Annotated in this window: 1 protein-coding gene; it reads left to right on the top strand. The window is 42.0% G+C overall.

The window, feature by feature from the left end:
- Nucleotides 1–847: TonB-dependent receptor domain-containing protein (locus A3739_RS18245; RefSeq protein ID WP_156502674.1), on the top strand; the 847-nt coding region annotated here is incomplete at its 5' end.
- Between the last annotated feature and the right edge of the window lie 89 nt (nt 848–936).

Consider the following 936-nt stretch of genomic DNA (forward strand, 5'->3'; position numbering starts at 1 on the left):
AACATCCGATGTACTGCCTTTTTTAGGCTTAACATACCGTTTGTCTGATGAGCATCAATTCCGATTTGGTATGAGTGAAACACTGTCTCGTCCTGACTTTAGGGAGTTCAGTCCAACGCGTTATAAAGATCCTCAGACAGATTACATCGTTAGAGGTAATCCTGATCTTAAATACACGACAATCAGTAATTTTGATTTCAAATATGAGTGGTTCCCTAGTTACAACGAAACCATTTCGTTAGGTGTTTTTTCGAAACAATTCACCAATCCGATTGAGACTGTTCGTTCTCGCCCCGATGAAGATATTGAAATCACTTATGCTAACGCCGAGGGCGCTGACAGTATTGGGCTGGAATTTGGCTTTAGAAAAAATTTAGACAAACTGTTCCCGAGTTTTGAAAACTATTTTGTCGAAGGTAATTACACACACATTGAGTCTGAAGTGAGTCTTAATGCCGCAGATGTAGCCTCAAATGGTTTAACTAGTACCTCTCGTCCGATGCAAGGGCAGTCACCTTATGTGGCGAACTTAAAGTTTGGTTACGACAATTTCTTTACGCGTCGAAGCGCCTTGTTTTTATACAACGTCTATGGTGAGCGCATCACTGCGCTTGGTATTAACGGTACGCCGGACGTTTATGAACAGCCATTTCATCGCCTAGATTTCGTTGTGAAGTGGGGCTTGAATGACACCTACGACGATCAAGAGAAACGTATTGGTTATGGTGTTTCGTTCAAACTCAAAAACTTGCTCGACAGTGAAGTAGAAAAAGTTCAGGGCGGTGAAATTGTTGAACGTCGCAAGCCAGGTCGAGAAATCGAACTGGGCTTCTCGATGAAGTATTAAGGAGCAAAAGCCATGATTCGTAAATTCCCTCTTAATATCGCTTTAGGCGTATCACTCCTATCTTTTTTGTTGGCTCAGAATCTCTTTGC

Source organism: Oleiphilus sp. HI0067, assembly GCF_001635735.1.